This is a genomic window from Anaerococcus rubeinfantis (assembly GCF_001487145.1).
Lineage (GTDB): Bacteria > Bacillota > Clostridia > Tissierellales > Peptoniphilaceae > Anaerococcus > Anaerococcus rubeinfantis.
This window is the reverse complement of sequence record NZ_LN913016.1, coordinates 720,758-745,620: the sequence shown is the minus strand read 5'-3', so window position 1 is coordinate 745,620 and position 24,863 is coordinate 720,758. Positions and strand designations below refer to the sequence as shown.

Sequence of the window (24,863 nt, the reverse complement as noted above, 5' to 3'; positions counted from 1 at the left end):
TAAAATTTATTTATTCATCTTTTCCTATTTTCTATAATTTCTATGAAGGTATTTGCCAAATTTTCGTTACGAGCAAGCAAGGGACCATGTAAATATGATGCAAAAGCATTTTTGTATCTAAATCCTTCAGTAGAATCTTCACCATTGTTTCCGTTTCCAGAAATAACACTCGCAAATGCTTGGTTTTTATCTTTTAGATAAGTAACTCCCCCATGATTTTCAAACCCCTGATAAATCTCACCATTTGTCAAATCCTTTATTTCAATATTACCTACGAACCTATTTCCATCTTCCTGATTTTTTGTATAATAATCAAAAATTTTAAGGCCTTCTATTTTTTTATTGTAAGCATCATAATAATATTGACCCATAAGTTGAAAACCACCACAAATCGCAAGAAAAAGTCCATCATTTTCAATATATTTTTTAATATTTTCTTTTTTATTTTCCAAATCTTTTTCTACAATAGATTGTTCATAGTCTTGACCGCCACCAAAAAATACAAAATCATATTTATAAGGATCAAATTTATCATCTAAACTTATTACATCAAGATTTACTTGGTGGCCTTTTTTTTCGGCAAAATATTTTAGGGCCATTACATTTCCGACATCGCCGTAGGTATTTAACAAATTTCCATATAAATGGCATATGTTTATAATCATTTAAGTTTTAAAACCTCCCTTAGCCTCAACATGGCAGTATAGGTAGAAAGTATATAAATTTTTTCAGTTTCTTCATCTTTTATATTTTCCAAAATTTCATTTTCAAAATCAAATTCTTTTATCTTTCCTTCAAATATATCGGCAATTTCAAGTCTTCTTTTCATATCTTTTTTTCTTGTTCCTGAAACTTTCATACTTCTTATATTTAATTTTTTTAATCTTTCATAATAAGAATCATAAATCCAGGATACATCTGTACCATCAGCGTAATTATCATTTAATAAACAATATAAGCTAATTGGTTCATTTTCTAATAGCATAAGATTTATTATTTGATTTAAACCCGTTGGATTTTTGACTAGATTTATAATTAATTCTTTATTTTCAATATTAATTACTTCTTGCCTTCCAAAAACATGTTCTTGAAATTTTAAACCATCAAATATTTTTTCATATGGAATTTCTAATTCTTTTGCCAAAGCTATAGCACTTAGGGCATTGTAAATATTATAAAATCCTCCAATTTGAGTTTGGTATTTTTCACCATTTACCATAAATTTTGAAAAATTAGCATCCATGGATAAAATTTGGCTAATATTATAAGAAAGATCAGGTGAATGAAAATCACAATTTGGACATGAAAAATCACCTAATGAAGAATAATTTACCAATCTATATTTTAAAATTGAATTACATTTTGGACATAAAATTCCATCACTATTAAATTCAGCTTCCTTTTCGTACTTATCACTAACTTTATTATCTTCTCTAATTCCATAATAAATTGGTTTATATTCTTTTAAATCATCATAAGAAAAAATAGGTAAATCACCATTTGCGATGATTTTTACATTTTCACAATTTTTAAGTCCATCCATAATTTTTTTATAAACATTATAAATTTCCCCAAACCTATCCATTTGATCTCTAAAAATATTTGTCAAAATAACATAATCAGGCTTTAAAAATTTACTTATTTTAACTAGGTTAGCCTCGTCTACCTCCAAGACTGCAATTGTATCCTCATTTTTTGGAACGTCTAATAAAACTGTTATAATTCCTTGAATCATATTTGAACCAGAATCATTAGTAAAAACATGTTTATAATGTTTTCTTAAAATATTAGTAACAAAATGAGTTGTCATAGTCTTACCGTTTGTACCAGTTACAAAAATAAATTTCGTATTCTCGCTTAAAGCGCTCAAAATATCATTATCCAAGTTATAGGCAATTTTTCCTGGCAAACTTGTAGCCTTATGGTTTGTCAATTTAAGTAATATTTTACTAAATTTTGCAATTTTTATAATTAATTTATCTTTTATATTCATAAAAAAATTATAACAGATTAAAGGGTGAAAAGTCTATAATATTTTTATTCAAAATATTTTAAATAATTAGATTATATAATTTGATCTTTCAAATTAAATTATTAAAAAAATTCACAAAAAAATAGACTAAAAAAATTCAGCCTATTTCTCTTCAAGTATATTTGTACAAACTTCTTTCATCATATAGTCCACTTTTTCTGACCAAGCTGGGTCGCTTGCATATAATTTTCCTATAGATTTTGTAGATATACCATTATAAAATTTTCCATCTTCACTTAAGTAATTTTCTTTCAAAAATTTTGCAACGTGATTAATTGATTCACCCTTGCTTTTAAATTTGTTTGCTGCATTTATAGGATCTTGGTCTATAGCATTAAATCCAAAAAGATTATTTTTTGCCTTAGCAAGATATGAATGACCATTGCCAGTTTCATGTTTTGCCATAGCCATTAACAAAATGGCATTTACACCATATTTTTCCTCAGCTTTTTTAAATTCAACTCCTAGACCTTTTAAATTTGTATTTTTAAGTCCAAATTCAAGTTCATCAGCAGTTAAATTTGTTTTATTTGTCAAATAAAGCATTGAAGTTTTGCTAATTTTATCAGAACCATTATTTTTTAATTCTTCTAAATCTTTTTCTAATTTTTCAAATCTTTCTATTCTAGATTGTTTTAAAGAAAGGGTTTCGTTGCTAATTTCATTTACTCCAGTAATCAAACTATCTCTTTTATCTTTGTTTTTTGCAGCTAAAGATGATTTATCTAAACCTGTTGCAATAACTAGCACAAGAACAATAGCTAAAAAAGATAAAAATGATATTTTAAATCTCTTATTTCTTATCATTTAATCTCCTTATGTAAATAATTGTAACAAAACAGTTACAGCTATTATATCATTCTTTTGCTAGAATGCAAATACTATTTTCTAGAACCAGGTTTTACTGCTGGGTTATCTTTTAAGTCATCAGGTAAATTATCTGGATCGAATGTATCAATTTGAACTTCTGTAGCTGAAATTAATTCTAAACCATTGATTTCATCTTTTCCTGACCTATTTACAATTGATGTAAGAGCATTAACTTTTCCACCAAAGCTTTCTATTACATCAACAGTTTCGAATGAAGATTTTCCTGTTGTTACAACATCTTCAACAATAATAACATTCATTCCTTCTTTAATTTCAAATCCTCTTCTTAGAGTCATAATATTATCAACTCTTTCAGTAAATATTGCATTTACCCCTAAAGCCCTTGCAACTTCATAGGCAATTATAATTCCGCCCATAGCAGGTCCTACACACAAGTCAACCTTTATTCCAGCTTCTTTTATTTTTTCTGCAATAATTTTTGCAACTTCTTCACAATAAACTGGGTTTTCTATTAACTTTGCACATTGAATATATTTTCTTGAGTGTTTTCCACTTGATAATAAAAAGTGTCCTTCCAAAAGCGCATCTGATTTTTTTAATAATTCAATTGTTCTATCCATACCTTCTCCTAAATAATTTTTCTTATCTCATCTAATGAATCTAGATTTTCTCTTTGCATATATTTTTCTAAATCATCAACTATATTTATCATTGTATTAAAGTCTACAAAATTGCTAGTTCCAACTTGTACAGCACTTGCTCCTGCCATAATAAATTCCAAGCAGTCCCTGTAATTTGAAATTCCACCCATACCAATTATTGGTAAATTTGTAGCATTACTTGCTTCATAAACCATTCTTAAAGCAATTGGTTTTATACAAGGTCCTGATAAACCTGCAGTTTTATTTTCAAAAACAGCTTTTTTATTATCAACATCAATTGCAAGAGCATTAAAAGTATTCACCAAAGATATACAGTCAGCTCCTGAGTTTTCAGCAATTTTTACAAATTCTTTTATATCCCCTACATTTGGAGAAAGTTTTACCATTAAAACTTTTTTTGTAATTTTCCTAACTTTCTCTATAACTTCGCAAGCTTTTTTTGGATCTGTACCGAAAGCCATTCCACCTTCTTTTACATTTGGACATGAAATATTTAATTCAATTATTGGAACACTTGTTTTATCAAGTAATTGTGCTCCTTTAACATAATCATCTACGCTATGACCGCCTAGATTTGCTATGGTTACTGCATCTTTAGTTTCTAAAAATGGTAATTCTTTTTCTATAAAATATTCTATTCCAGGATTTTGAAGGCCAATAGAATTCATAATTCCAGCAGCAGTTTCATAAATTCTTATACCCTTATTTCCCAAATTTTTATGTAGGGTTAGTCCTTTTGAAGAAATTCCTCCAAGTTTATTTATATCAATATAATCCGCAAATTCTTTTCCAAAACCAAAAGTTCCACTTGCAGCTATCACTGGATTATTAAATTCAATTCCACAAATATTAACTTTTAAACTCATTAGAAAATCTCCTTTGAATCGAAAACTGGACCATCTTTGCAAACTCTAATAAAATCACCATGAAAATTTTCTACTGTGCAACCAAGGCAAGCACCAATACCACAAGCCATATGGGCTTCCATTGAAATTTGAATTTCAGAATTTTTATTTTTATTTGCCAAAGTTTTTAACATTTGATTGGGTCCACAAGCGTATATAACATCATATTTTTCTGTATCAATTTTATCGGTTATAAAAATTTTATCTTTTTTATCGATAGTTACAGTTGTAGAATTTACATAATCTTTAAAATAATCTGTAAAATATTCTTCATCGCTAAATCCTGCATAAAAATCAGCTTTCAAGTCAAGAGATTTTGCTAAATATAAAAGTGGAGCAATTCCAATTCCTCCAGCAACTATTGCAGCTTTTTTTCCATTTTTAATTTCAAATCCATTTCCCAAAGGACCGAGTAATTTCACTTTTGATCCTTCTTTTAAATCACTTAAAATTTTTGTTCCTACACCCTTTACTTGGTATAAAAAAGACATGGAATCTTCATCTTGATCACAAACACCAAAAGGCCTTGAAAGAAGTGGTGAATTTCTAAAGCTATCGCATCTAAGCATGAAAAATTGACCAGGCTTTGCATTTAATTTAGTTTTTAACTTACAAAAATAAATATCATCCTTTATTTTTTTATTAAAAATTACAGCAGCTTCTCTATAAGATTCCATTATCTTGGATTTCCTTTCTAGTTTCTATACATTTTTCCCTAGCATAAAAACCTACTTTGTCTTCTCCATCCTCAAAATTCAAATAATTTTTAAGAATTGCCCTAGAAGAATTTACAACTCCTCCATTTAATGAATTTAACAATTTATAAACATTTAAAGAATCAGCTTTTTGAGCTCCAAAGCCAGGAATCAAGAAAAACATATCCTCATATTTTTTTCTAATTTTTTCAACTTCTTCCTTGTGAGTTGCACCAACCACAAGACCAATTGGACCATAGCCTGAATTATCAACTAATTCATCATTTACTTCTTTTAATTTATCCCCAATTGTATAAAATAATTCGCTATCATCTTTTAATCTTAAGCATTCAAAATCATTTGCTCCTGGATTTGAAGTTCTTAAAAGAACAAACACTCCCTTGTCCTTATTTTTTATAAATTCAAGATATGGTGAAATTGAATCCATTCCCATATAAGGATTTAAAGTCATAAAATCAGCTTCAAAATCTCCAGAAAAATGAGCTTTGGCATATTGACTAGCACTTTGAGCTATATCTGATCTTTTTACATCGGCAATTGATAATAAATCATTATCTCTTAAATATTTTAAAGTATTTTTGTAAGCAAGCATTCCTTCTATGCCGTATGATTCATAGTAGGCAATTTGAAGTTTATAAATTGCACAAACATCTTTTGTATTATCGATAATTTCTTTATTAAAGTCAAACAAGCTTTCACTTATACTTTTATTTTCTTTCATTTTTTCTGGAATATAATCAAGTGATGTATCAAGTCCTACACAAACAAATCCATTTTCTTCAATTTTTTTATAAAGTCTTTCCATTAAGGTCATATTTTAAAATTCCTTTCTTATAAACTCTAACAATTTCACCTTGAAGTTTTTGATTTAAAAATAATGAATTTTTTGATTTTGACAATATATCTTCTTCTTTATATTCATATATTTTATCCAAATCTATAAGGGTAAAATCTGCCATATATCCTTCTTCTATTTTTCCTTTTTTAATTTCTAAAAGTTTTGAAGGATTGGTTGACATTAGCCTTACTAAATCATTTAATGAAATAATTCCAGTTTTTACAAGGCTCATGTATGAAGTTGAAAAGGCAGTTTCAAGTCCGATAAATCCAGGTTTTCCTTCTTCCTTTTCTTTTTTTGTATGAGGAGCATGGTCAGTTGCTATACAATCTACATATCCCTTTTTTATCATGTCCAATAAGGCTTTTTTATCTTTTTCTTTTCTTATTGGGGGATTTACTTTTAAATCATCCCTATCAGAAAAATAAATATGGTGTGGTGTTACTTCACAAGTAATATTTGCACCCAAATCTTTAAAATATCTTATAGCCTCGATTGCTCCTTTTGTTGAAACATGAGAAAAATGAACTGGAACATCCATTTTATAAGAAAGATATGCATCTCTTAAAGTCATCAAATCTTCTGCAATTTCATAATCATATTTTGAAATTTCTTTGCACTCTTCGTGAAGGGTAAATTTCAAATTATTTTCCTTTGCAATTTTTATTGCTTGATACATGGAAAAATCATCATCTACTCCCTTACCATCATTTGACAAAAATAAAAGACCTTCTGGCAAATCTTTTAAATGACTTAGATCATCACTTTTGAAATCTTTTGTTATCGAATAAACTTGCTTAATATCAATTAAATCTAATTCTTGTCCTCTTTTTATAATATCTTGGTAGACTTCTTTGTTTGATACTATTGGATTTGTGTTTGGCATCAAATTTACAGTTGTATATCCACCTTTAAGGGCAGTCATTGATCCAGTTTTTAAATCTTCCTTGTAGGTAAAGCCTGGATCTCTAAAATGTGTATGCATGTCCACAAAAGAAGGAACCAAGACAAGACCATTACAGTCTATAATCTCAGTTTCCTCATCCTTTTCAAATTCTTTTGTTATAAATCCGTCTTCTACAAAGATGTCCCTTCTTGATATATTTATATCATCAACAGCAACAAGATTTGTAAAAATTTTCTTCATTATTCCTCCACATCATAAATGTGATCGCAATATGCACATTTGTACATTTTTTCTTCTCTATCAATTAAGATAAATTTGCTTTCAATATTTCTTTCAGTTGTAGATACGCAAGTTGGATTTTGACATTTTAAAATTCCCTTGCTTACTTCTGGTAATTCTAATTGTTTTTTCTCAACAACTTTTTCATCTTCAATGAAATTAACAGTTGCATCAGGTGCTATAATTGCTACTGCATCAAGATTTATATCAAGATTATTTGCAATTTTAACTATATCTTTTCTTCCTTGAGAAGGAGAACTTGCATTTAAAATTAAGGCAACCTCATCTTCAATTTCATCTAAGTGTAAAAGATTAAAAATTTTAATTCCCAATCCTCTTTTTATATGATCTATTACAATTCCTTTTTTAAGTGAAGTAATCTCAAGCATTATTTGCCTCCAATAATTTTATAATTAGTGCCATTCTTGCATACATTCCGCATTTAACTTGTTGAAAATACAAAGCTCTTGGATCAGAATCCACATCTTTATCAATTTCATTTACTCTTGGAAGTGGATGTAGGATTGCAAGATCTTTTTTAGCATTTGCTAATTTATCTCTTGTCAATACGTAAGAATCTTTTAATCTTGTGTATTGGTTATCTGAGAAAAATCTTTCTTTTTGAATTCTTGTCATATATAAAATATCAAGATCATCAAGAGAATTATCTAAAGATCTTTTTTCAACATATTCTATATTGTTTTTTTCAAAAACACTTTTTTTGATGTAATTTGGTAATTTTAATTCTTCTGGAGAAATTAAAACATATTCGTTATTATCAAACATAGTCATTACTTTTAAAAGTGAATGAACAGTTCTACCGTATTTTAAATCTCCACAAATACCAATTTTAAGTCCTTCTAATCTCTTTTTATAAGTAGAAATTGTTAGGATATCTGTTAGAGTTTGTGTTGGGTGTTGGTGACCTCCATCACCTGCATTTATAATTGGACAGTCAGAAGTTTCTGATGATAATTTTGCAGCTCCTTCTTGAGGGTGGCGCATAGCAATTACATCAACATATTGACTTACAGTTCTAATTGTATCTTGTAAGCTTTCTCCCTTAGCTTGGCTTGATGCTTTAGGATTTGAAAATCCCTCAACGCTTCCTCCAAGTCTTAACATTGCTGATTCAAAAGAAAGTCTTGTTCTAGTAGAAGGCTCAAAAAAAAGAGTCCCTAATAGCTTTCCATTACAATAATTGGAAAACTTATCAGGACTCTTCATTATGTCTTCTGCTAAATCAATTATTTCAAGTAAATCATCTTTAAACAAATCTTCTGCACTTAATAAATTTTTAATCTTTAGCATTTAGACACTCCTTTTTTTGTTTTTTTAATTATACCAAATGAATTTATACTCGTCAATATTTATTTACGTTTTTCGATTAATTCATTAATCGATTCACTTGTAACATTTTTTCTATCAATTTCAAATTCATCTAAAATTTCTTCCAATAAATTTACATTTGTAAATTCAATTTCCATGTAAGGATCTGGATATACATCTTTTGACCAAATATCTATATCAAATCTTTGACCCTTATAAGAATAAGAAATTCTTTTTTTATCTCCAACATATCTTTCAACTAAACCTATTTCTTCCAAAATTTTAATCATATTTGAGGTTGAATTAATAGTTGTAGTATATTCATTATTTACTCTTATATTGTCTTTGTTATCTACAGATTCCTTAAAAGTAAGCTCTGTTGCTTCCCTTTTATCATTTATAGTTTTTTCTCTAATCCTTAAATATCCATTAGGAAATTCTTTAGAATTTTTTGGAGCAAAAGTATGATTTGTTTGGATTTCTACTCCCAAAAACTCTGCACCTTTGTTCTTTAATTTTTCTTCCATTTCTTCGATATCAATATTTAATACCTTAATTTCTAATTCTCTGTCCATTAACTTATCCTTTCTGGCATAAAATCTATATAATCTCCTGCCACACATTTTATTCCTATATCATCTGCTATACCCTCAAAAATTTGTTTATGTCCCGGGCCGTGCAAATGTCCATACAAAACACATTCTACTTGATAGTCCTTGCATATTCCAAAAAATTCATTTAATGACTTATCACTATTTAAGGGTGGATAATGTAAGATTACTATTTTTTTACTATTTTCCTTGTTAAAATCAAGTGAATTTTTAAGCCTTTGAAGCTCTCTTTTAAAAACTTTCTCGTCATGATCAGTAAATTCGCTGTTATCCCTACTTATCCATCCTCTCGTTCCACAAATATCGTATCCTTCTACAAAAAAAGAATTATTTTGAAGAAATTTTATACTTTTTAAATCCAAATCATTTAGTTTTTTTAAGGATGACCGCCAATAATCATGGTTTCCCTTCAATAGAATTTTTTCACCATTTAAATCATCTATTTTTTTAAGATCAATGTAAGCTTCATCTATATTCATAGCCCAAGAAATATCACCAACAATTAAAACTGTATCCTTATCTTTTACAATTTTGTTCCAATTATTAAATATTTTTTCTTGGTAATTTTCCCAAGCTTTGCCAAATACTTCCATGGACTTTTTTTCTGTATAGTCAAGATGTAAATCTCCTATTGCATATATCATATTTGCTCCATATTTATAAAATTTATTTCAATTCCCTCTCCATCAAAAGTATTTTTTTCTCTTTTGTGGCAGGTAAAATATATTATTTGAAATTTTCTAGATAAATCCAATAAATTCAATAAGGCCATTCTTAACCTATTATTATCGTAATTTATAAAAGCATCATCAAAAATCATAAATGAATTATCCAATAGATTATTAGAAAGGGCAAATCTTAATGAAAAATTCACTTGATCAAAAAAACCCACAGATAGCTTATCTATTCCAATTATTTCATTTTCTGACGTTACAATTATAGGTTCAAGCTCATCATCATAATCAATTTCTTTATATTTTCCTTTTGAAATTTGCCTAATAATTTGACTTATTAATATAGACATTTGATTTTTATTATAAGATAGTTTATCTTTATTAGAATTAATAATATCAATTGCCATATTAGATGCTTTAATTTCAATTTCTAAGTTAGATTTCTTTTTCTTTAAAATTTTTATATCATCAATTAGGTCAAGCTCGCTTGAAATAATATCTTCTACACTTGAAAGTTTCTTTTCTAATTTTAAATTTTCTTCTATTAGTTTATCATAAGCTGATTCATAAAATTTTATTTTATTTTCAATATCTACAATATCTAAATTACTAGCTTCTAAATCAATAGCTTTCTCATATTTTTCTTGGCTAGATAAAATATTTAAAATTTCTAAAGTTTTGTCTCTTTCAACTTTTAATTTTTCATACTCTTTATAATCATCTTTTGCCCTATCGTAGGATGTTTTAGAAGAGACAGAAATTTTAGAAAATTCATTTTTTATTTTTATATTTAAATCATTTATTTTTTCTTTTTCATTAATATCTTTATTTTTATTTATAAAATAAAAAAACAAAAAAAGAGGAAATATTAATAAAATTATATAATATCTTTTACTTAAAAATCCTAAAAAAAGAAATAAAATTGAAAAAATTATAGGTAAATAATAATTTTTCTTATAATTTTTTTGATAAAAACTTGCTTTTTCTTCTAGTAATTTATCAACTTTATCAAAATAAAAATCATTAATATCCTCAAAACTTTTGTACTTTTCTAATTTTTTTTCAATAATTTTTAAGGAATCTTTCCTAGATTTTTCTTCTATATAATTTGAATTTGCCCTATATTTTCTAAAATTATCCCTAGATTCTTTTAAACTTTCTAAATTCTTTTTTATTTCACTTATTTTTTTTCTTTGATCTTTTAATTTTATTATGTCTAAATCATAGGTTTTTCTTATCTCTTTTATTTTTTCTACTTCTTTCGTTTTTTCTTCAAGAAGTTTTATATTTTTTGCATAAGGTTTAGTATAGGCTCTTGGACTTCCGATTGTTTCAAGATTTTTTTCTATATTTGAAATAGCCTTAAGTTTTGAAAAAACCAAATCTTTTGAAGGATTTTTTAAAAAATCTATTATTACTTTTTTTGAATCTTTATCAAGTTTTTGAACTTGGTAGTTAGATAAGATATTTTTGTATAAGCTATAATTTAATTTTAAAAAATATTCTCCTGGATAATTCAAATTAGATTTTTTTGATGAGATTTCAGTATTTTTTTCTAAATTATAAATCTTATATGACCCATCATCAAAATTCCTATCTATCCTATAATCATCACCCTCAAAGGATAAAATCATACTCCCTGAATATTTAAATGATCCTATAGGTTTATATTTTTCTTTTTTGTAGGAAAATCTAATTTTTTTATCCCCCTCATCAAATCCATAAAAAATCCCCTCTATAAAATCAGATATAGTCGATTTACCACTTTCATTATCTCCATAAATTAGGTTGAAATTTTCCTTAAAGGATATAGATTTATTTTGAAATCTACCAAAAGATGTCATATTTAATTTTTTTATAAAAATATTATTCATCCTTACTCCTTAAAATAGCATCAAAACCAATCTCCAAAGCCCTTTTATTTACAGGATCATCCATATCTAAATTATCAAAATGCTTATAAAATTCTCCAAGTATAGTAGATTCATAAACTCTTGCTAGGTCTTTGTAATAATTTTTATTTTTTATACGATTAATTTTTAAATAAGACAAATTTAGCTTATCTTTTAAAATATTTTCATTTAAAGAAAATTTATCGTAATTTGATAAATTAATAGTCAAAAAATTATATTTTTTTCCTAATTTTTCTTCTAAATATTTTTCAAAATCTTCCTTAGTTTTAAAATCATTTAAGTCAAGGTCAAAGGTATTAAAAGACATTCGGGATGAATTTATGAATTTTACACCATTTTCATCAATAAGATTATAACCAAATTCTCCCTTATCTTTAAAACTCATAGGTTCAATACTTCCAACGTAAAAAATTTTATCAGAAAACTTTTCTTTTTTATGAATATGACCCAGGCCCACATAATCAAAACCCATGTTTGAAATTTTTTCCAAATCCAGATTCATATAGTTTGTATTATTTTGCTTAAAAACTCCATGACCTATAAAAATATTGAAATAATCATGATTTAAGCTTAGATTATAGTTAAATCTTTTATCAAATATCCTATCCTTATAAGAAATTCCATAAATCCTAACATTTTTATGCTGGAAAAATTCTATTCTTTCATTTGAAAAAATATGGAAATTTTTTGGCTTATCAGAAAAAAATATTTCATTTTTCCCATCTATATAGTCATGATTTCCACAAAGATAATAAACATCTTTTGAAAAATCTTTTATTATTTCAAACAATTTTTGGTAATCTTTTAAGGTAAAAAAATCTCTTTCAAAAAGATCTCCAGAAATCAGCAAAAAATCTTTATCCTTATTTTCCTTTAAATTTTTTTCAAAACTATCCCATTTTATTTTTCTAATAAGCTTACTATTAGATGAGTCAAAATCAAGCTTGTCTGATAAATGAACATCAGAAATATGAATAAATTTCATATCAAATTCACACACTCTATCATTTTTTTATTATCATTTATATTGAAAACTGTAAGAGAGCCATTATCTATCCAAAAGTTTTTAAAATTTCCTAGATCTTTTAAAATTGTAAAAAGTGATGACCTTATTGCAATTCCGTGACTTATACACAAAATATTTCCATCAAATGAAGATTTTTCTTCCATAAAATCATTAACTCTTTTTATCAAATCTTCTATACTTTCCCCATTTGGATATTTTGTTGAATAAGGATTTTTCTTTAATTTTTCATAAAATTCCTTATATTTTTCTCTAGTTTCTAAAACTTTTTGCCCTTTAAAATCTCCAAAATCTAATTCATTTAATCTTTCATCTTCAATAAATTCATTAAAGCCCAAATATTTTGCAGTTTCTTGGCTTCTTATAAGTTTTGATGTGTAAACTTTATCTATTTTATATTTTTCTAAATTTTTTTTACTTTTATCTAAATCAATGTAGGCATTTTTTGAAATTCTAGTTTGTGGAGTAGAAAATCTAAAATCCTTGTTTGATTCAGTTAATCCATGTCTTAAAAATATTATTTTCATATAATCACCTATTTTATTATAACATATAAAAAAGCAGGCTCGAATGCTTTTTATTCGCCTGCTTTCATTGCTTCTGCCATATTTATTTTTTTTAATTTAAAATGAACTACTATCATTATTAAAAATGATGTAAACAAGGTTATAAAGGCTGATATTATATATGGTGATAAATGAGTCTTGTGAGATATATAAATTCCTTCAGGTGCAACAACATTTAAAACGTATACTAACATAAGATAACCCAAAATATATCCAAGAATTATCCCAAGTATTGTCAAAATATAAGTTTCCCTATAAATATAAGCTGTAGTTTCTCTTGGGAAAAATCCCAAAACCTTTGTCGTTGCTAGTTCTTTTTTCCTTTCGCTTACATTTATATTTGTCAAATTATATAAAACAACAACAGCAAGAATCATTGATACAAGAGTAATTATTCCAATTACCAAATTTAAATTTGCCATCAAAACATCCATGGTTTCATAAAATTTATTTGGTTCTACAAGAGAAAGACTCGCCTTGTTATTTAAAATTTTATTCCTAGTTTTCTCATTTGCCCTAACAAGATCGGCATTTGCTATAAATTTTTTCGAGAAAATTTTTTCATAAGCTTTTTTTGACATATAAATATAATCATCTATATAATTTTCAGCAACACCACTTACACCAACTTTTATATTATCCTTGTCAGTTTCAAATTTTAAATCTTCATTTAAATTTATTTTATTAGACAAATTTTTACTAATTATTACACTTTTTTCATCAAGTTTAATTTTTTTCTTATTCTTATCCCTTATTTTAATAAAATCATCAACTTTAGAAGGATTATCAAAGACCATTAAATTTACTTTCATATTTCCATTTTCACTATCTACATCTGCCTTTTGGTAAAGAATTTTCATAGACTCTGAATTTTTTAGGATATTTTCGTAAGAATTTTTATCTTTCTCATCTGCATTTTTGTCAAAAATAGAAATAAAATCGTATTTGGTTATATCTTGTCTTTGAAGCTTTGATGTGTCTTTTACAGAATCAGTCATAGCAAAACCAAAAAATAAAAGTGCAGTGCATCCACCAATTCCAAAAATTGTCATAAGCATCCTAGACTTATACCTAAACAAATTTCTAAAGGTGATTTTTGTCATAAAAGATAGTCTCATCCAGATAAATTTGATTTTTTCAAGAAATATTCTTGATCCTTTTTTTGGAGCCTTGGCTCTTAATAAATCTGCAGTTTGCTCTTTTACTTCGCTTATGCTTGTAAAATAAACTGTCATTGAAATTAAAAAAACCGATAAGAAAATTGTAAATAAAACAATCAAGTTTGAATTAATATAAGAAAGTGATAAAACATCAAATCCCGAAGAGTAAGCTTTAAAAATAACCTTACAAATTATATATTTTCCTAAAATAGCTCCAGTAATTGATCCAAAAATTGTAGGAATCAAAGCATAAATGAAAAATTTTCTTCCTATATCAAAATTACTATAACCCAAAGCTTTTAAGGTTCCATTTTGAATCCTTTGCTCTTCAATATATCTTTTTATCGTAGTTATAGAAACTAAAAGGGCAATAAAATAGAAAAATGTAGGAAAAACTTTTGATAATTCATCCATATTTAAACTATTTTTATAGTAAGTATCTATGGATTTATTTAAAAATATTGTCTCGATTTCATAGCTTGGATCTACAAGTTTAACCAAATTTTGACGAGCCTTTTTGATTTTTTCATATCCGTCATCAATATCCTTTTTGGCATTACTTGAATTTTTTTCATATTCTATATTTGCCTTATCAAGATTTTTTTGATTTTCTAAAAGCTTATTGAAAGCCTGGTCAAGTTTTTCTCTTCCCCTTATTTTTTCTTCATTTAATTTTCTTTTTCCACTATTATAAGAAACAAGACCCTCATTTAATTTTTTTTCATTTTGATCAAGATCTTTTTTTGCTTGATTTAACTTATTTGATCCATTTAACTTTTCTTGATCAAATTTCCTTTTAGATTCTTTATAAAGTAAATTTTTTTCATCCAAACTTGCTTTTGCCTTGTTTAATTTTTCCAAATTTTCATTTATAGGGGCCATAGCTTGGTCATAGGCCTTATCAATCTTGTTTTTTGTAAAAAAATATTCTTGGTTTAAACTTTCAAGAGATTTTTCACTTTGGTTAATTTTTTCTTGTAAATAATTTTTTTCTTGATTTAGCTTTTCTAATTCTTTTTTTAAAGTTTGTATTTCATCTTTATTATTTGAACTTTGATTTGATAAGCTTTCTAATTTTATTTTTAAATTTTCAATTTTAGAATCAATTTCTTTTACTTTATTTTTATTGCTTGATAAGTTAGAATTTTCTTTACTAATTTTTTCTTCTAAATCTTCAACCATAGCTTTTTTGTCAGCAAAGGACTTATCAACTAAATCTTTGCTTGAATTAATTTTTTCATAATTTTTATTTATTTCATCATAAGCTTGGTCAAGTTTAATCTTAGAGTCTTTTAATTTTTCTTCATTTTCTTTTATTTTTTCATAAAAAGTAGATAAATTTCTATAATAAAGATTTTTCCCATCATTTAGCTTTTTAAATCCACTATCTATTTGACTTTTTGACTTAGCTAATTGATTTTCTCCATCTCTAATTTTAAAATTAAAATCGTCTTCTGCCTTATTATAATCTTCAAGTCCCTTATTTAATTTTTCATTTGCTTCAATAAGTTTATCTTTTCCTTCTTTTAATTTTTTTTCCCCATCTGATAATTTTTTTTCTTTTTCATCAAGTTTTGAATTTGCTTCATCTTTTGTTTTTTTCAAAACTTGGCTTGGACGATTTTTAAAATCTTTTCTTAAATTATCTCTTTTTTTCTTTACAAAAGACTTATAATCATCAGAAAATCTATCCATATTTTTTGTTTTTTTATAAGAAATATCAACTTGATTATAATTATCGGTTCTAAAATTTTCCTTGTCTAAGTAGGCAAAGGCAAAAACCATCTCCTTGCCCTTTATTGATACATCTCTTATATCATCCATCAAATATTCAGAAGAATTTGCAAATCCAACAACCTTATACTTTTTAATTTTTAATAAATCACCTATTTTTTCATCATCAATAGTCTCAAAACTAATGAAATCTCCAATTTTATAGTCTTTTTTTAAAAGTTCATCAAGGATTATTTCATTGGATTTTTTAATTTTTCTTCCCTTTTTTATGTTTAATTTTCTTAGATTTTCATCGTAGGATTTTACAGAAATTAACTTATCTTTGGCAAAAAGATCCAAATTTTTTTTATAGGATATTTTATCAATATCCTCATCTTTTTCAATTATTAACCTATCTTCATTTTTTATCCCATAACTTGCCCTAACAATAATATCAGGATGCCTATTTTTATTTAAAGTTTCATTTAGAGTTTTTCTCATAGATGGTCCTGACAAAAAAAGGGCAACAACAACCATTGAAGCGAGGCCAATCATAACAAAAATCGAAAATATCTTGCCTTTAGTATTTTTTATATCCCTAAAAATCGACTTATAATAATTATTTTTTTTCATTTTACCACTCTATATTTTCAACATTTTTTGGATTTTCATTTTTATAAGAATTTACAATCATTCCATCTTTTAATTCGAAAACCTTATCCGCAATATCTTTTATTGCACCATTGTGAGTTATTATAATTACAGTTGTATTTAGGTTTTTTGCAGTATCTTGAAGTAATTTTAAAATTGATTTTCCAGTTTTATAATCTAGAGCACCAGTTGGCTCATCGCATAATAAAAGTTTAGGATTTTTGGCTATAGCTCTAGCTATGGCAACTCTTTGTTGCTCTCCACCAGAAAGTTGAGATGGGAAAGAGTCCTTTCTATTTGAAAGACCAACTTCATCAAGAGCCACATTAGCATTCATATTATTTTTTGCAATTTCACTAGCTAATTCTACATTTTCAATACTAGTTAGATTTGGAATTAAATTATAAAATTGAAAAACAAAACCTACATCATCTCTCCTATACCTTGTGAGGTCTTTTTCCTTCATTTTTGATAGGTTCTTATTATCTACAATAATTTCCCCATCACTTAAAGTGTCCATTCCACCAATCAAATTTAGAAGGGTAGTTTTACCCGCACCACTTGCACCAACAATTATAACAAGCTCACCTTGGTCAATTGATAAATTTATGTCCTTGTTAGCTATAATTTTATTTTTACCAACTGTAAAATATTTATAAACATTTTTTAATTCTATATATGCCATAATATCAATAATTTTTAAGTGCTCTTTCTATTTTTCTTTTAGCATCATTTTTCTTTATTGTTTCTCTCTTATCATAGATTTTTTTACCCTTTGCAAGAGCAATTTCCGCCTTTATCAAGCCTTCTTTTAGGTAAATTTTATTTACTATCATAGTATAGCCTGCTTGAGAAACTTTTCCAATTAATTTATCAATTTCTTTTTTATGAAGTAAAAGTTTTCTAGTCCTGATTGGGTCAATATTTTTTTCGTAAGATTGTTTATATGGAGTTACATTCATGTTATAAATAAATAATTCTCCCTTATAATCTCCAACGTGAGATTCTTTTATTGAAACTTTACCTTCTCTAATACTTTTTACTTCATTTCCCTTTAATTCAATTCCAGCCTCATATTTTTCTTCCAAAAAATAATCATGCCTTGCTTTTTTATTATTTGCTAGTATTTTCAAATAATCCCTCCATCAAATCAAAATCTATATTTCTTTTCTCAAGATCAACATTTTTAACTTCTATTAAAACTTTTTGACCTATCTTATATCTTTTATTATTTTCAGTATTTACACAAGTCAGTTTATCTTCAATATACTCAAAATGATCTTCAGAAAATTTATACATAAAACATCCTTCAACAGTATTTTCAAGCTCTATAAATATGCCAAAATCTGTAATTGATGAAATTATCCCTTCAAATTTTTCGCCAATATATCTTTTCATATATTTACACTTATATAAATCTTCAACATCTCTTTCACATTCTTCGCTGTTTCTTTCTGTTATAGATAAGTGTTCTGCATTCTTTGATAATTTTTTCTCCAATGATGCTTGGTTAATATTCGAAAGTTTATTATCTACAAAATCTTTTACAAGTCTATGAACTATAAGGTCAGGATATCTTCTTATGGGAGCTGTAAAATGTGTATAAAATTTAGTCGCAAGTCCAAAATGCATATCCCTATAATTTACATATTTTGCCTTAGTCATAGTTCTTAACATTAGCATATTTACAAGGCTTTCATCATCTTTTCCTGAAACTTCTTTTAATATTTCTTGAAAATCTTTTGGGTGAAGTTCTTTTCCTTTTATATTATAACCTAATGTATTTAAAATATTTTTAAATGATTCAACCTTTTCATCTTTTGGTTTTTCATGAATCCTATAAAGAGAAGGAAAGTCCATAAAGGCAAATAAACTTGCTATAGTTTCATTTGATACCAGCATAAATTCCTCAATCATTTTGTTAGCAGGTCCTCTTTCAAGAATTGAAATATTTAAAACTTCACCATCATCACTAACATCAATTTGACTTTCTGTAAAATTAAAATCTATTGATCCTCTTTTTTCTCTTTTTTTCCTTAAAATTTTATATAATTCATCAAACAAGTTCAATTTTTCTAATAAAATTTCATCTTCATATGTTTTTTCTTTTCCTTCTAGATAATCATTTACATCATCATAAACTAGCCTATAATCTGATTTTATTATGGACTTATATATTTTATAATCAATTACCTTTCCAGTATCATTTATTCTCATTTTTAAACTAAGAGCAAGCCTATTTTCATTTGGATTTAAAGAGCATATTCCATTTGAAAGTTCTTCTGGAAGCATTGGCAAAACGAGATTATAAAGATAGGTAGAATTTCCTCTTTCATAGGCTTCCTTATCAATTGCACTTTTTTCTTTTACATAATGGCTTACATCAGCTATATGGACATATAAAATATAATCTTTATCGTCTTTTTCTATAGAAATTGCATCGTCATAGTCTTTGGAATCTCTACCATCAATTGTAACTGTAAATAAGTCCCTCAAATCTTTTCTATCTTTAACTTTTTCTAAATCCACTTCTTTTTCTATAAAAACTGCTTCTTTTTTTGTTTTTTTAGAAAAATTGTCTTTTAATCCATGAGATCTTATTATAGAATACAAATCCACATTCGAATCATCTTTGTTGCCCAAAACTTCAATAATTTTTCCCTCAGGCGACCCATTTTTAGGATATTTTATTATTTCTACAACTACCTTATCATTGGTTTTAGCTTTTTTAGAATATTTCTCATCCACATATATATCTGTTAAAATACTATCATTATCGCTAATTACAAAGCCAAATCCCTTGTTTTTTTGATACAAACCTACAATTTTATTTGCACTTCTTTCAATAATTTCTACAACTTTTCCTTCAGCATTTTTCCCATATTCCTTGTTTTTTATAATTTTAATCTTAACCCTATCTTTATTGTTTGCAGAATTAAGGTTTTTTTGAGAAATAAAAACATCTTTGTAGTCCTTATTATCTGAAATAAAAAATCCATAACCACCTTGGGCAAGAGAAATTTCTCCAATTAAAGATTTATCTTCAATATTTAAGGGATGAATTTTCTTTTTTGAACTAATCTTTATTTCATTATCTTTAGCCATATTTTTTATTATTTTTTTTACATCTTTTTTTATATACTTATCACAATCCAAATACTTTAGCATTTCTTTTATAGTCATTGGTTTATAATTTTCATCATTTACTATATTTAAAATTAAATCTTTAAAATTCATATTTTCTCCTATTAAAAAAGAGGCTAGTAAAAGCCTTTTTAATCTTTCTTACAAATTAAAAATCTTTACTAAACCCCTTAGCTTATTGCAAGTAGTATTATGCTTAATAAAAATAGGACAACTCCTGCAAAAATTACAACTTTATCTAACATTTCATTTTTTGATCTATGAGCGCTTCTACCAAACACGTTTGTTTCTTGGCCAGCAAGTGTTCCAAGTCCATCAGTTTTTGGTTCTTGTAAGGTTACAGCTATAACCAAAACTACAGAAGCTATCATCAATAATACTGATAATACTGTTGTCATCTGACACCTCCGTTTTCATACTATTTAATAATATCACAAAAAATTAAATATTACAATTAAAAAGAGGGGCTTTGTATTATTTTACCCCTCTAATTGTAATAATAATATTATTTTTTAATATTATAGAAAGCCTTTAGACCTTTAAATTGTGCTGTATCAAACAATTCATCTTCAATTCTTAGAAGTTGGTTGTATTTAGCTACCCTATCAGTTCTTGATGGGGCACCAGTTTTGATTTGTCCAGCATTTACAGCTACAACTAAATCTGAAATTGTTGTATCTTCTGTTTCACCAGATCTATGAGAAACTACTGCGGTATATCCTGCTTCTTTTGCCATTTCAATAGCATTTAAGGTTTCTGTTAATGAACCGATTTGATTTACCTTTATAAGAATTGAGTTAGCTACGCCTTCTTTGATTCCTTTTTCAAGTTTTTTAGTATTTGTTACGAATAAGTCATCACCTACTAATTGAACTTTTTTGCCAAGTCTTTGTGTAAGTTTTGCCCATCCTTCCCAGTCATTTTCATCAAGACCGTCTTCGATAGAAATAATTGGATATTTTTCTACTAATTCTTCTAACCAGTCGATCATTTCATCTTCTGTTTTAACTGTTCCTTCTCCATCTAAATGATATTTTCCATCTTCTTTGTTGTAAAATTCACTAGATGCACAGTCCATAGCTATATAAACATCTTTTCCTGGTTCATATCCAGCTTCTTTTATAGCTTCACAAATAATTTCTAGAGCTTCTTCATTTGATTTTAAGTTTGGAGCAAATCCACCTTCATCACCTACAGCTGTATTGTAGCCTTTGTTTGAAAGAACTTTTTTAAGGCTGTGGAATACTTCTGCACCCATTTGTAAAGCGTGTGAAAAACTTTCAGCTCCTAGTGGAAAAATCATAAATTCTTGGATATCTACTGAGTTATCAGCATGTTCTCCACCATTTAAGATATTCATCATTGGTGTTGGAAGAAGCTTTGCATTTGTTCCTCCAATATAATTATATAGTGAAACACCTTGTTCATCAGCTGCAGCTTTTGCTACTGCTAGAGAAACACCTAAAATTGCATTTGCACCTAATTTTGCTTTATTTTCTGTTCCATCAAGTTCAATCATTGCTCTATCAATACCAACTTGATCAGAAACATCGTAGGTAAATTCTAATTCTTCAGCTATAATTTCATTTACATTATCAACTGCTTTAAGAACAGATTTTCCTAAATAATAATCTTTATCTCCATCTCTTAATTCAACAGCTTCCCATTCACCTGTTGATGCTCCTGATGGTACACTTGCTCTACCAAAACCACCATCTTCTGTTACAACCTCAACTTCTACTGTTGGATTTCCTCTTGAATCTAAAATTTGTCTAGCATATACACTTGTTATTAAGCTCATAATATCTCCTTATATTTTTATTTTTTGTGATTAATTAATTGTTCAAAGTCACTTGCTTTAAGGCTTGCTCCACCTATTAGTCCACCATCAATATTTTCTTTTGCTAATAATTCTTTTACATTAGCTGGTTTCATTGATCCACCATATTGAATTCTAATTTTTTCTGCACAATTTTCACAGAAAGCTTCTTTTATATAATTTCTTATAAAAGCACACATATCATCAGCATCTTCTGCTGAAGCTGTTTTTCCTGTTCCTATAGCCCAGATTGGTTCATAGGCAATTATAACTTTTGTTATATCTGATCCTTCAATGCTTTTAAGGTCTTTTTCAAGTTGATCTTTTACTTTTTCTTCTTGTTTGTTAGCTTCCCTTTCTTCTAAAGTTTCACCAACACAAAGAATTGGAACTATATCGTGATCAAGAGCTGATAGAACTTTTTTGTTTATTAATTCATCATCTTCATTAAAGTATTCACGTCTTTCAGAATGACCCAAAATTACGTAATCAGCTTTTATGTCATTTAACATTTTTGGAGAAATTTCTCCAGTAAAAGCTCCGCTTTCTTCAAAGTACATGTTTTGAGCACCAAATTTAATATCTGAATCTTTTAAAATCTCACTTGCAAGCAAAAGATCTATTGCTGGTACACAAACACCTTTTTCTACACTTTCATCAAGGTCAAGTTCTACTAATTCTTCTAGCAAAGATTTTGCTTCGCTAGGAGTCATATTCATTTTCCAATTTCCTACTATTACAGGTGTACGCATATTTACTCCTTATTTTTCATCTATACAATCAATTCCTGGTAGAGTTTTTCCTTCTAAAAATTCAAGACTTGCTCCACCACCTGTTGATACGTGAGTTATTTTATCCTTATATCCTGCTTCTTCGATAGCAAGAGCACTATCTCCTCCACCAACAATTGTTGTAGCTGAAGATTCTGCTAAAGCTTTTGCAACTTCATTAGTTCCATTTGCAAATACTTTTATTTCAAATACTCCCATAGGTCCATTCCATACAACAGTTTTAGCATCTTTTATAATATCTGCATATTCTTTTGCTGTTTTTGGTCCTATATCTAGTGCTTCTTTATCTTCTGGAATATCATCGATATCTACTATTTCAGTTTCAGCATCTTCTTTAATATCATCAGCTATGACAACATCTTTTGGTAATAGAATTTTTACATTGTTAGCTTCAGCTTTTTTGATTAATTCTAAAGATAAATCCATCTTATCTTCTTCAAGTAGAGATTTTCCTATTTCTTTTCCTTGAGCTTTAAGGAAAGTATAAGCCATTCCTCCACCGATTAAAATATAATCAACTTTTGAAATTAAATTTTCAATTACACCAATTTTATCTGAAACTTTTGCTCCACCTAGGATTGAAACAAATGGTTTTTCTGGATTTTCTAGAGCCTTGCCCATAATTTTTATTTCTTTTTCAATTAAAAATCCTACGGCACTTTCAAGATTACTTGCTACACCAACGTTTGATGCGTGAGCTCTATGACTTGTTCCAAAAGCATCATTTACAAATAAATCAGCAAGTGATGATAATTCTTTTGCAAATTCTGGATCATTTTTTGTTTCGCCTTTTACATATCTTGTATTTTCAAGTAAGGCAAGATTTCCATTTTCAAGTTTTTCTACTTCTGCTTTTACTTTTTCATCAACTACTGTGTCTGATGGTAAAAAATGGAATTTTTCTCCATAATGATTTTCTAACCATTTCGCTACTGGTTTTAGTGAAAATTCTGGATTTGCTTCTCCTTTTGGTCTTCCCAAATGGCTCATCAAAATAACTTTTGCATTATTTTCTAATAGGTAGTCAATTGTTGGAAGGGCAGCTTTTATTCTTGTATCATCAGAAATTGTGTTATTTCCATCTTTTGATAAAGGAACATTAAAGTCTACTCTTACTAAAACTTTTTTTCCGTCTACATTTAAGTCTTTTACTGTTTTTTTATTCATAATTCTCCTCTAAAAAAAAGGCGAGAATATATCTCGCCTGTTCAATTCTTAAAGATTTGCTAAATAATCTAGTGTTCTTACTAGGTTAGATACATATCCCATTTCATTGTCATACCATGCAACAGTTTTAACAAGTTGTGTTCCGTTTGCTCCTTCAACTATTTTTGTAAGTTGTGAGTCAAATACTGAACCTGCTGGGTATCCAATTATATCGCTTGATACAACATCGTCTTCTGTATAAGCAAATGCATCTGATGAGTATTTTTTCATTGCTGCGTTAACTTCTTCTACAGTAACTTTCTTTTCAAGTACTGAATAAAGTTCTGTAATTGATCCTGTTATTGTTGGAACTCTTAATGCAGATCCATCAATTTTTCCTTCAACTTCTGGAAGTACTTTTCCTACTGCTTTTGCAGCTCCTGTTGATGCTGGGATTGTATTTTGTGCTGCAGCTCTTCCACCTCTTAAATCTTTTTTAGAAGCTGGTGTATCTTGAATAGCTTGTGTTGCTGTGTAAGCGTGGATTGTTGACATTTGTCCTGAAACAAATCCAAATTCATTTTTCAATACATTAACCATTGGTGCCAAGCAGTTTGTTGTACAGCTTGCTCCAGAAACTACTGTTTCTGATCCATCAAGGATTTCATGGTTTACGCCATATACGATTGTTTTTAAGTCACCTTTTCCTGGTGCAGAAATTAGAACTTTTTTAGCTCCAGCTTTGATGTGTGCTTCAGCTTTTTCTTTTTCTGTAAAGAATCCTGTACATTCAAGCACAATATCAACACCTAATTCTTTCCAAGGAAGATCTTCTGGATTTCTTTCAGCAAAAACTTTTATATCTTTACCATTAATTTTAAATCCATCATCTGTTAATTCAGCATCTCCGTTAAATCTTCCTTGAGCTGTATCATATTTAAATGCATATAATAAACCTTTTTTGTCAATAAGGTCATTGATTGCTACAACTTCAATATTTTCTTCAACTTCAGAAATTCTTCTTAGTGTTAGACGTCCTATTCTTCCAAATCCATTAATAGCTACTTTTGTTGTCATTATTTCCTCCTAAGTGCTTTTCATGTGTTTTACAATTATTATTTTACTGATTGTCGTTTTTTTGTCAAGTTAGTT

General features: G+C 27.5%; 24 protein-coding genes. All 24 read right to left on the bottom strand.

What is annotated here, in order from left to right:
- Positions 1-14 precede the first annotated feature (14 nt).
- Positions 15-665 (bottom strand): type 1 glutamine amidotransferase, encoded by a 651-nt coding sequence (locus BN3265_RS04460; RefSeq protein WP_058990357.1) that lies wholly within the window; start codon positions 663-665, stop codon positions 15-17.
- Positions 662-1,993, bottom strand: coding sequence for a MurT ligase domain-containing protein (locus tag BN3265_RS04455; RefSeq protein ID WP_058990356.1), 1,332 nt, complete (start codon positions 1,991-1,993; stop codon positions 662-664). The genes BN3265_RS04460 and BN3265_RS04455 overlap by 4 nt, the downstream gene beginning before the upstream one ends.
- A gap of 141 nt (positions 1,994-2,134) precedes the next feature.
- Entirely contained in the window at positions 2,135-2,839 is a 705-nt protein-coding gene (locus BN3265_RS04450) for a glucosaminidase domain-containing protein (RefSeq protein ID WP_058990355.1), read from the bottom strand.
- Positions 2,840-2,913: 74 nt separating this feature from the next.
- A complete protein-coding gene (gene pyrE / locus BN3265_RS04445; protein ID WP_058990354.1) occupies positions 2,914-3,483 on the bottom strand; it encodes an orotate phosphoribosyltransferase in 570 nt (189 codons plus the stop codon).
- Between the two features lie 8 nt (positions 3,484-3,491).
- A complete protein-coding gene (locus BN3265_RS04440) occupies positions 3,492-4,391 on the bottom strand; it encodes a dihydroorotate dehydrogenase (protein ID WP_058990353.1) in 900 nt (299 codons plus the stop codon).
- Complete coding sequence (locus BN3265_RS04435) at positions 4,391-5,107, bottom strand: dihydroorotate dehydrogenase electron transfer subunit (RefSeq protein WP_058990352.1); 717 nt, start codon at positions 5,105-5,107, stop codon at positions 4,391-4,393. The genes BN3265_RS04440 and BN3265_RS04435 overlap by 1 nt, the downstream gene beginning before the upstream one ends.
- Positions 5,094-5,960, bottom strand: coding sequence for an orotidine-5'-phosphate decarboxylase (pyrF, locus tag BN3265_RS04430; protein WP_058990351.1), 867 nt, complete (start codon positions 5,958-5,960; stop codon positions 5,094-5,096). Before pyrF ends, BN3265_RS04435 begins: the two co-directional genes overlap by 14 nt.
- Positions 5,935-7,131, bottom strand: a complete 1,197-nt coding sequence (locus tag BN3265_RS04425; protein ID WP_058990350.1) for a dihydroorotase — start codon at positions 7,129-7,131, stop codon at positions 5,935-5,937. Before BN3265_RS04425 ends, pyrF begins: the two co-directional genes overlap by 26 nt.
- A complete protein-coding gene (locus BN3265_RS04420) occupies positions 7,131-7,559 on the bottom strand; it encodes an aspartate carbamoyltransferase regulatory subunit (protein ID WP_058990349.1) in 429 nt (142 codons plus the stop codon). The genes BN3265_RS04425 and BN3265_RS04420 overlap by 1 nt, the downstream gene beginning before the upstream one ends.
- On the bottom strand, positions 7,552-8,481 hold the full coding sequence (gene pyrB, locus BN3265_RS04415; RefSeq protein ID WP_058990348.1) for an aspartate carbamoyltransferase: 930 nt from the start codon (positions 8,479-8,481) through the stop codon (positions 7,552-7,554). The genes BN3265_RS04420 and pyrB overlap by 8 nt, the downstream gene beginning before the upstream one ends.
- Before the next feature lie 59 nt (positions 8,482-8,540).
- Positions 8,541-9,074 carry a class IV adenylate cyclase gene (locus tag BN3265_RS04410; protein WP_058990347.1) on the bottom strand — a complete coding sequence of 178 codons (534 nt, stop codon included), beginning with the start codon at positions 9,072-9,074 and terminating at the stop codon, positions 8,541-8,543.
- The gene (locus tag BN3265_RS04405) at positions 9,074-9,754 is read right to left on the bottom strand and encodes a metallophosphoesterase (protein WP_058990346.1); all 681 of its coding nucleotides are present in this window, start codon (positions 9,752-9,754) and stop codon (positions 9,074-9,076) included. The genes BN3265_RS04410 and BN3265_RS04405 overlap by 1 nt, the downstream gene beginning before the upstream one ends.
- Positions 9,751-11,658: an ATP-binding protein gene (locus BN3265_RS04400; RefSeq protein ID WP_058990345.1), complete on the bottom strand. Its 1,908-nt coding sequence runs from the start codon at positions 11,656-11,658 to the stop codon at positions 9,751-9,753. The genes BN3265_RS04405 and BN3265_RS04400 overlap by 4 nt, the downstream gene beginning before the upstream one ends.
- Positions 11,651-12,682, bottom strand: coding sequence for a metallophosphoesterase family protein (locus BN3265_RS04395; RefSeq protein ID WP_058990344.1), 1,032 nt, complete (start codon positions 12,680-12,682; stop codon positions 11,651-11,653). The genes BN3265_RS04400 and BN3265_RS04395 overlap by 8 nt, the downstream gene beginning before the upstream one ends.
- Positions 12,679-13,248 (bottom strand): histidine phosphatase family protein, encoded by a 570-nt coding sequence (locus tag BN3265_RS04390; RefSeq protein WP_058990343.1) that lies wholly within the window; start codon positions 13,246-13,248, stop codon positions 12,679-12,681. The genes BN3265_RS04395 and BN3265_RS04390 overlap by 4 nt, the downstream gene beginning before the upstream one ends.
- Before the next feature lie 50 nt (positions 13,249-13,298).
- Positions 13,299-16,793: an FtsX-like permease family protein gene (locus BN3265_RS04385; RefSeq protein ID WP_058990342.1), complete on the bottom strand. Its 3,495-nt coding sequence runs from the start codon at positions 16,791-16,793 to the stop codon at positions 13,299-13,301.
- A gap of 1 nt (position 16,794) precedes the next feature.
- On the bottom strand, positions 16,795-17,496 hold the full coding sequence (locus tag BN3265_RS04380) for an ABC transporter ATP-binding protein (RefSeq protein ID WP_058990341.1): 702 nt from the start codon (positions 17,494-17,496) through the stop codon (positions 16,795-16,797).
- Between the two features lie 4 nt (positions 17,497-17,500).
- Positions 17,501-17,944 (bottom strand): SsrA-binding protein SmpB, encoded by a 444-nt coding sequence (gene smpB / locus BN3265_RS04375; protein WP_058990340.1) that lies wholly within the window; start codon positions 17,942-17,944, stop codon positions 17,501-17,503.
- Complete coding sequence (gene rnr, locus BN3265_RS04370; protein WP_058990339.1) at positions 17,925-20,048, bottom strand: ribonuclease R; 2,124 nt, start codon at positions 20,046-20,048, stop codon at positions 17,925-17,927. Before rnr ends, smpB begins: the two co-directional genes overlap by 20 nt.
- A 77-nt stretch (positions 20,049-20,125) precedes the next feature.
- Entirely contained in the window at positions 20,126-20,353 is a 228-nt protein-coding gene (secG, locus tag BN3265_RS04365; protein WP_058990338.1) for a preprotein translocase subunit SecG, read from the bottom strand.
- Between the two features lie 107 nt (positions 20,354-20,460).
- Complete coding sequence (eno, locus tag BN3265_RS04360; RefSeq protein ID WP_058990337.1) at positions 20,461-21,756, bottom strand: phosphopyruvate hydratase; 1,296 nt, start codon at positions 21,754-21,756, stop codon at positions 20,461-20,463.
- Between the two features lie 17 nt (positions 21,757-21,773).
- Positions 21,774-22,526, bottom strand: coding sequence for a triose-phosphate isomerase (tpiA, locus tag BN3265_RS04355; protein WP_058990336.1), 753 nt, complete (start codon positions 22,524-22,526; stop codon positions 21,774-21,776).
- Positions 22,527-22,535: 9 nt separating this feature from the next.
- Positions 22,536-23,732, bottom strand: coding sequence for a phosphoglycerate kinase (locus BN3265_RS04350; protein WP_058990335.1), 1,197 nt, complete (start codon positions 23,730-23,732; stop codon positions 22,536-22,538).
- A 48-nt stretch (positions 23,733-23,780) separates the two neighbouring features.
- Positions 23,781-24,788 (bottom strand): type I glyceraldehyde-3-phosphate dehydrogenase, encoded by a 1,008-nt coding sequence (gene gap / locus BN3265_RS04345; RefSeq protein ID WP_058990334.1) that lies wholly within the window; start codon positions 24,786-24,788, stop codon positions 23,781-23,783.
- Between the last annotated feature and the right edge of the window lie 75 nt (positions 24,789-24,863).